7 protein-coding genes are annotated in these 8,184 nt (G+C 43.7%); all 7 read left to right on the top strand.

All coding sequences use genetic code 11. The features are described 5' to 3' along the window. Positions 1-352: 352 nt before the first annotated feature. The 7 genes from D0X99_RS15115 (at position 353) to D0X99_RS15085 (ending at position 8,163) form a co-directional block, all read left to right on the top strand. Positions 353-769, top strand: coding sequence for a hypothetical protein (locus tag D0X99_RS15115; protein WP_119478673.1), 417 nt, complete (start codon positions 353-355; stop codon positions 767-769). A 322-nt stretch (positions 770-1,091) separates the two neighbouring features. Then, on the top strand, positions 1,092-1,763 hold the full coding sequence (locus D0X99_RS15110; protein ID WP_119478672.1) for a 3-keto-disaccharide hydrolase: 672 nt from the start codon (positions 1,092-1,094) through the stop codon (positions 1,761-1,763). 43 nt (positions 1,764-1,806) lie between these two features. Beyond that, entirely contained in the window at positions 1,807-4,959 is a 3,153-nt protein-coding gene (locus D0X99_RS15105) for a PVC-type heme-binding CxxCH protein (protein WP_119478671.1), read from the top strand. Positions 4,960-5,105: 146 nt separating this feature from the next. Then, complete coding sequence (locus D0X99_RS15100) at positions 5,106-6,047, top strand: alpha/beta hydrolase (RefSeq protein ID WP_119478670.1); 942 nt, start codon at positions 5,106-5,108, stop codon at positions 6,045-6,047. Positions 6,048-6,144: 97 nt separating this feature from the next. Next, entirely contained in the window at positions 6,145-6,948 is an 804-nt protein-coding gene (locus D0X99_RS15095) for a M90 family metallopeptidase (RefSeq protein WP_119478669.1), read from the top strand. 334 nt (positions 6,949-7,282) lie between these two features. After that, a complete protein-coding gene (locus D0X99_RS15090; protein WP_119478668.1) occupies positions 7,283-7,675 on the top strand; it encodes a heme-binding domain-containing protein in 393 nt (130 codons plus the stop codon). Further along, positions 7,675-8,163 carry a heme-binding domain-containing protein gene (locus D0X99_RS15085; RefSeq protein ID WP_119478667.1) on the top strand — a complete coding sequence of 163 codons (489 nt, stop codon included), beginning with the start codon at positions 7,675-7,677 and terminating at the stop codon, positions 8,161-8,163. The genes D0X99_RS15090 and D0X99_RS15085 overlap by 1 nt, the downstream gene beginning before the upstream one ends. Positions 8,164-8,184: the final 21 nt, after the last annotated feature.

Genomic DNA, 8,184 nt, shown 5'->3' with positions numbered 1-8,184 from the left:
ATCAAAACCGGTAAATCCCTGCTTTCGGATTCGGTGTATTTGGGGAAGGTGTGATTGTTGTGTTTAAGGGAATTCGGATGCTTCGACATATTTCGATAAGCTCCCTAACCACGCTCAATCGCCAAGCTCTGCACAAGAGTTTGGACAACGAATAGAAAAATGAGCCCAATAACAAATTGGTTAGAATATTTGGGTAGGACAATGCTTCGAAAAACAATCCAGCAGTTTATTTTAGCCTTGGGCCGGAATGTAGGGTAAGAAAATTCATATCTTTAAACTAAACATACACTCAGTCCAGTCCGAGATTTGACCTTGCAGAGCAAAATCCCACCAAATTTTTTACTACACTCAGATGAATCAGAATTATAATTTCCTCAAAAAAGCTTTGCAGCTTTTCTGTTTACTACTGATTCAGAGTTGTGGACCGGAGGATCCGACTATATTCTCCGGAGAAGTAGTAGACACAGCGACTGACAGGGAAATTCCAGGCGTCACTTTATTAGTCAGTGTTTACGAGAAGGCTCCATTCCTTACACTTCCTGGTATTATCAGAGAGGATACCCTTGATACGGATAGCCAAGGAAAATTTCGTCTATTGGTTCCTTTCAGTGAACAGTATTCCCGATTTACAATAAGCGTTTTGAAAGAGGTAGCCACTGATACCTATGAATTTGTTAACGGGAAGGATTGCTCACCTTATGATTGCAGTTCGTTTAGGGCTGGGAACATTTATAAATTCAAGCTAAAAATTCCTTTGGACTCACTTTAAAAAAGACAATTAAAACTACTTATTAATCCACCCCATCTGGGCGTAGAATTAGCAATTAACTAAGCAGAGTTTACAACTCCGCTTTTCTATTCTTTCGGATCCCGTACAGGTTTCCTGAAAACTCAGGTGCTGCTTGGTCATGGAAATCGGTTCCTTGAAAAACCTTCCCAAAGGCAAACAGAAAGAAGGTGCATTTTTTAAAAAATGCTCGCTCACCGCATATAAAAATAGGGCACAAAAGAAGCGGTAAACGGATGGATTTTAGGAAGTTCTTCCTAGATTAAAGAGTGAATCAAGCTACATCATTTTCAAAAACAACAGGATGAAGTCCACAGTAAAGCAGTTTCTCCGTATCAACTTGTTCTTTTTTACAGCATTTTTCTCCAGCCATGCAGCAGCTGTGGGACAAACTTTCGAAAATACCATTTCCATATTTAACGGAATTTCCTTGGAGGGTTGGAATGTCCACCCTGTATCAACCAAAGATCTTTGGAAAGTTGAAAGCGGTCTGATCATAGGTGGAGATGGGACAAGTAAAATCCCCGAAAACACCTATCTATACACAGAGGAAGTGTATGAGGATTTTGAATTGAGATGCCTTTTCAGATTGACAGGAGATGAGGCTACAGGCCTGATCAATAGTGGAATACAGTATCGTTCTGCCGTCGTAAACAACAATATGGTTGGCTATCAAGCAGACATCGGAAATGGCTATTGGGGAGATATTTATGACGAACACAGACGTGGCAAGCTGGTGGGAGGTGACTTGAGTACCCTAAAACACATCCTATCAGAAAGTGGATGGAACAGTTATACGATCCGATGCAAAGGAAACTTCCACGAGATCTTTATCAATGGGGTAAAGACAGCTGAGTATGAAGAAAAAGATCCCAATGTTCCAAAAAGCGGATTGATCGGCCTACAGTTACACAGTGGAGGAAATGCCAAAATTGAGTTTCGGGATTTGACGATTACCCGTCTGAACGGGAATTGAATTTTTCTCTTTAAAAAACCAATCCAATACCCTTTCCACTAACATGAAGGCTAATAAAATCCTAATCCTGGCAGCGGTCCTTTCCACCATTTTATTATTCATATTTTTTTTAACCCGTCAGTCCTTTCAGGATCAAACTTCAACCACCTCCTCTGGGGAAGGTGCCCTGACTCCTGAAGAGCAGCTGAAAAGCTTCAAATTACCTGAAGGATTTATCATAGAACTGGTTGCCAGTGAGCGGGATGGGATTATCAAACCGATTGATTTGACTTTTGATGAATCCGGGAGATTGTGGACCCAAACAGCCTCCATGTATCCCCTCGATCCGATCGCGGATATCAAATGGCAGGATTTATTAAATCTCATGAATGATTCAGCGGCTCAAAAAAACCATCCTGAGTTTCAAAGAATTTCAAAACTTTATCGGGGAGAAAGTAAAGGAGATGACAAAATCCTGGTCCTTTCAAATCTCTTCAATGATAGCCCCCTGAAAGTAGATGTTTGGGCGGATGGACTTACCATACCACAAAGTATTCTGCCTTACAAAAACGGCGCATTCGTAGCTCAGGGCTCTGAACTTTTCTTACTGCAAGATTCCAACGGAGATGGGAAAGCTGACACCAGAACTCCCCTTTTTACCGGGTTTGGCTTTACCGATACCCATACCATGGCACATACGCTGGTTCGGGCTCCGGGAAATTGGATTCACTTCAGTCATGGCGCATTAAACAAAGGAGAAGTCACCGCCTATCAAGGGGATATGAAATTACGGATGGACTACAGCAAAATTGCTCGGTTTTCAATTTCCGAAGCAAAAATGGAAATAGTCAATTCAGGGTTGAACAACATTTGGGGTTACCAACTGCGCCACAATGGACAGTGGTATGGCACTGAAGCAAATGATATGGGGTATTCGGTAGTCCCCATGGAATCTGGAACAAGTTTTCCAGGAATAGGAAATGAAAAAATCCGTTCCTATCAGCCTTGGTTGCCAGCCTTTCATGAATTCAGGGTGGGTGGTACAGGTCTCTCAGGATTGGCTTTTTCTGATGACACCTCGGGTTCTTTCCCTGAAGAATGGAGAGATGTGGCTTTTTTAGCCAATCCGATAACTGGAACCATAAACTCTGTAAAAATTAAAAGGAATTCTGATGGCAGTTATAGTTCGGAACATCTTGAAGATCTGCTGGTATCAACTGATCCATGGTTTCGCCCTGTCAATATGGAATTCGGACCAGACGGCTCGCTGTATATCGCGGATTGGTATAACAAGATTGTCTCCCATAATGAGGTTCCTACAACTCATCCGGATAGAGACAAATCGCATGGAAGAATTTGGAGAATCAGGCATGTAAGCCAAGAGGAAAGGGAGATTCCTGATTTCAGGAAGATGAAAACCGAAGACTTGGTGGAACATCTCCAATCTTCTTCACTCTGGGCAAAAAGGTCAGCCTGGCAACAACTATCTGATCGGCCAATTTCTGAAACCAAAAAACTATCACCTCAATTAATCGAGCTGGCAGGTAATACTTCGCTGGATGAAATCACGCGAATCCATGCACTGTGGAGTCTTGAAGGGATCAATCATTATGATGAGAACTTGATGAATGCCTTAATTCAAGACCCCATGGAAAATTTAAGGCGTGAAGCCATTCGGTCTCTCGTCACTTTTAAATTAAGTCCAGCTGAGGCGGCAATTAAACTGAAGGTAAGCAGTGAAGATTCAAATGCTCTGATCAGATCTCAGGTGCTTCGCACCCTATCGGAAATTGGAAGTGCGGTTCCCGAAACCATTGAGATACTACTTTTAGCCTGCAAACCTGAATTACCGGGAAACCAGATGGGTGGATCCTATGAAAGAAGATTTGAGCGCTATCTTGCCAGAAAAGCATTGGAAAACTACCCTTCCGAATTGTATGCATTTTTAAATTCTCCAGCCGCTTCCAAAATCCCCGTCACCAATAAAATCTGGGCGATACAAGCCTTAAACAAAGAAGAAAAAGAACAACAGTTTCTTACCCTTTGGCCAAAGGCCAAGATTTCTGAATTGGATGAAACCCATTTCATCATTGTCTCCCAAATGTTGGGCAACAAAGAAATTTATCAATTGGTCAAGCCCTATTTTTCCAACCTTGACCATGCATCCAATTATGTCAGTTTTGCCATCCAAAACCAAGCCCTGATTCAATCCGATTTACTGACTGATTTATTGAAAACACCCATTGCCTACCTGTTGAAGCAGGATTCTGAGCCGGACAAAAACCTGGGATTAGAGGCTGTCAGCAGATTTCAAATACGCTATCCGGGACAACAATTGAGCTCACTGGTCGATAAAAATGCTTCAGAGAAAACAACAAATCTGGTCATCAAAGCCTTGGAAGTTGACCTCCCTGCCAATCAAAACTACTTTCTTCAACTCTACCAAAATGGAGATATAAGTTTTAGCAATCAGGTTTTGGCATTAAACCATTTTTCGAAAGTAAATCCATCAGAAGGCAAAAAAGAACTGATCAAGTTGATCCCGACATTGGATTCCTATGAAAAAACGGAATTGGTCAAATTATTCTCTGGCTCCAAACAAGGTTCAGAAATAGTAAAACAATTGTTCGATTCAAACTTGCTGGAAATTTCATCCTTTACTAAATCTTCAGCCGAACAAATTAAAAGTTACGATACATCTGACCCTCTTGGAAACAAAATTTTAGCCTCTGTTTACGAATATGAAGAGTCCGAGAAAAAATTACTGAATGAAAAATTAATCAGCTACAAAAACAGTATAGCCAAGAATAAAGGAAATGCAGTGAATGGGAAAGTCCTTTTCCAAACTTGCTTAATGTGCCATAAAGTTGGAAATGAGGGGCAAAGTTTTGCTCCTGCTTTGGATGGTTCGGCCAATCGGGATCTTGATGCGCTCCTTACCGCAATTCTGGACCCGGATGCTGCGGTGGAGTCAAATTATGCGGTTTTTAGGGTTACCAATAAAGATCTCCAAAATATCGAAGGCTATCTAATCAAAAGAGAGGAGTCGGGCACTACCCTGGGCTTTATGGGGGGAAGCAAAGTATTTATTGCAGCGGAGGATATTAAAGGTCAAGGCTTTATCGGCGGGCGTTCTTTCATGAATTACGGATTGATGGACAACCTTACCGAACAAGAAGTAGCCGATTTATTTGCATATATCAGCACCTTAAAATAAAAATTTACTCGCCACTTTTTATCAAAATGAGCTTGTCGTTGCTTGAAGTAAGGGGAATTAGTCATCCGAAATATTCAAATAAAAAAACCTGACCTTATCTCACAAAACCAATATCTTACTCCTGTCAAACCCAAAAACCTAAACCCATGTCCTACCTTATCAAATCGGGCGCTCTCGCCTTTTTTTTGGCTTTTTCTGTTCAAGCTTTGGGCCAGGATGGCACCATCTATCCACTTGAAAACCCCGCTGAACCCAACGCGATCTTACTCGGAACAGGCGGAGTGGATAATCAACCTGCACCCGAAACTTGGTTTCGCCAATGGGGTGACCCTATGGCACGAAACATCTCCACGGCTACTTTGACGCCATTTCTTCCCGAACCCGGAAAAGCAAATGGCGCGGCAGTGATCGTGGCACCGGGAGGTGGCTTCAGCTGGCTGTCGATGGGAAATGAAGGCTGGGAAGTGGCCGAAGCACTTGCAAAGCAGGGTATAGCTGCCTTCGTCCTCAAATACCGATTGAATCCTACGCCTCCTTCGCTGGAAGACTTTACAGCCTGGATGAACCGACCCCGAACGGCACCTGCCCCATCCGCCAATGCTTCCGGTGCAGCTACTCCTGCACCCCGTCCTCCACAGCGCGACCTTTCCAATCAGTTAGAAGACGCTGAAGCAGCCTATGCCATGATCGTCAACCGCGCCAAAGAATGGGGAGTGGATACTTCCCGAATCGGGATGATCGGTTTTTCCGCCGGTGCAGGTCTCACCATGCATTCCACACTGAATTCCAAAACAATGAAACTGGCCTTTATTGGGCCGATCTATGGAGGTATGGGACCGGTGGAAGTTCCTGCTGATGCCCCTCCGATGTTTAATGTGATAGCAACTGACGATTTTCTGTTTCAGGGACAGTTTGGCGTGATCGAATCCTGGCACAAGGCAGGCCGGCCAGTCGAGTTTCACCTCTACCAAAACGGAGGCCATGGCTTCGGTCTCGGCAATCCCAACCGCACGAGCAACCGTTGGTTTGATGCTTTTATCCACTGGCTGGATGTGAATAAATTTCTTACTGCCAAGCAAGGAAATTAAAACACCCTCCTCTTGAAGTTTCTGGACAGGTGCTTTTACTTGAACTGGAATGGACAAATCCCAATAAAAAAATAAAGGATATTAGTAAAACCAGCCCTTGAATATCTTTACCCTTCTCTTCTCCGCTGCTTTGCTTAGCCTGATCGCCTGGGCGATTTATCGGTCTTTTAGAAATAAGAATGTTTATGCAGTACCACCGGCTTTTCCGGAAGAATGGCGTAGCTTTTTGCTGGAGAAAGTCAATTTCTATAAAGCGCTTTCGCCCTCCGAAAAACTCCGATTCGAAGCAGACATCCAGTATTTTTTTAAACGGGTTCGAATCACGGGAATTGGGTTGGACGTGAAAGACGAGGATCGCTTATTGGTAGCAAGCAGCGCAGTGATTCCGATATTCGCTTTTCCGGAATGGGAATACTCCGACCTCATGGAGGTGCTTTTGTATCCGGACTTCTTTTCGGAAGAGTTTGAGTTCAAAGGCCACAATCGGGGAATTTCAGGATTGGTGGGAACGGGAGGAGCCATAGACCATGTGGTGATTTTTTCCAAACCGGCACTTTGGATGGGCTTTGACAATCGGACGGACAAGCAAAATGTAGGCATCCATGAATTCATCCACCTCTTTGACAAGCAGGATGGGAATCTTGATGGCATTCCGGCAGTCTTTATGGAATATCAGGCAGTATTGCCCTGGCTCCACCTCATCAAGTCCAAAACAGATGAAATCCTTTCCGGAAAAAGTGACCTTAATTCCTATGGGGCTTTGAACAAAGAAGAGTTTTTGGCCATTGTTGGGGAGTATTTTTTCGAACGACCAAGATTACTCCAAAAGAAACATCCCGAGCTTTATGAAGCCCTGTCTTCTGTTTTCAAGACTGATTTGGCCAAACGGATGAATGATTGATTGGAAAAGGAAATTCTTTTGCACTTTAACTTTCCGAATTCAGGGCTAAATAAAATCTCCGTTCAATCCTGTTCGAACGGGGAATCAGGATTTTTTGCCAACCTCCAGACCAAAAGCAACCATTTTCAATCATTTTTTTCCCGTGTTTGGTCGAGAAAAGAAAGGTATTCATAGGGCAAAGTCGGTGGTTTCATCTATTCTACCCCCATTGAGAAGATATGGCAATGCAACCAAAACACGGATGATCAGTATATTGATGTATTGAATTGACCAAATTCTATTGGCTAAATCGAAAAACTTACAGAAATTTCATTTTTAACCCAACCCTATTCCTATGAAAAAATTATCACTACTTCCTGTGGCCGCGATCGTAGGCCTCCTTTTTCTCCAAGCCAATCCAAAACCGGAAGCTGACACAATGCTTGCACTTCACCCTGAAGCGCCTGCCTTACCTGCAGACGTGAAGGCAATAGTTCAGCAAAAATGCTACGGTTGTCACAATGCCAACTCCAAAAATGAAAAAGGAAAGGCCAAGCTGGATTGGGATGCTTTGGAAGCTGCAAAAAAATCCAAGGCAATGGCTTCTATGGGTAAAATCTCCGAAGCCTTGACTGAAGGCACCATGCCTCCTGCCAAATTCCTGGAAAACAAGCCGGAAGGCAAATTGACCGAAGCCGAATTGGCGACCTTGATGGAGTGGAGTGCCGGTAAAAAGAAATCCAAGTAATGAAAGTCTGGCAATACCTGGTGGGTGGGATTGCAGTGATTGGCATCGCCGTCCAGTTCGTCCCAAATGAATTGCCAGCTGTGGAGTCCAACAATCCCGGTGACCTCATCGGCAGCGGAATCGTCAGCGAGGAAATCTCAGGAATCCTTAAAACTTCCTGCTACGACTGTCACAGCAACGAAACCCAATACCCATGGTATTCCAATGTGGCTCCGGTTTCCTGGCTGGTTTCCAAGGACGTCCGAGAAGCGCGTGAAGAGCTTAATTTTTCCACCTGGCAAGATTATGACATGATGGAACAGCTGGAGAAACTGGATGACATTGCCATTGAAGTCAAAGAAGGCGAAATGCCTTTGGGAATCTACACTGTCATCCACTCTTCTGCCAAATTGGATGATGCCCAGCGTCAGCTGATTGTGGAATGGGCCGAGGCTACCATGGATGTCGTGGTGGAAGAAGAGGAAGGCACCGAGGAGGAAATTGAGTAAAGGATACCGTTCAAACCTTCA

Source organism: Algoriphagus lacus (assembly GCF_003583985.1).
Taxonomy (GTDB): Bacteria; Bacteroidota; Bacteroidia; order Cytophagales; family Cyclobacteriaceae; genus Algoriphagus; species Algoriphagus lacus.
The sequence above is the reverse complement of the archived record's forward strand: the minus strand, read 5'-3'. Positions and strand labels throughout refer to the sequence as shown.

Coding starts and splice junctions, on each gene's coding strand:
- D0X99_RS15085 (WP_119478667.1), top strand. CDS start 7,675: ATGAAAGTCTGGCAATACCTGGTGGGTGGGATTGCAGTGATTGGCATC.
- D0X99_RS15115 (WP_119478673.1), top strand. CDS start 353: ATGAATCAGAATTATAATTTCCTCAAAAAAGCTTTGCAGCTTTTCTGT.
- D0X99_RS15100 (WP_119478670.1), top strand. CDS start 5,106: ATGTCCTACCTTATCAAATCGGGCGCTCTCGCCTTTTTTTTGGCTTTT.
- D0X99_RS15110 (WP_119478672.1), top strand. CDS start 1,092: ATGAAGTCCACAGTAAAGCAGTTTCTCCGTATCAACTTGTTCTTTTTT.
- D0X99_RS15090 (WP_119478668.1), top strand. CDS start 7,283: ATGAAAAAATTATCACTACTTCCTGTGGCCGCGATCGTAGGCCTCCTT.
- D0X99_RS15105 (WP_119478671.1), top strand. CDS start 1,807: ATGAAGGCTAATAAAATCCTAATCCTGGCAGCGGTCCTTTCCACCATT.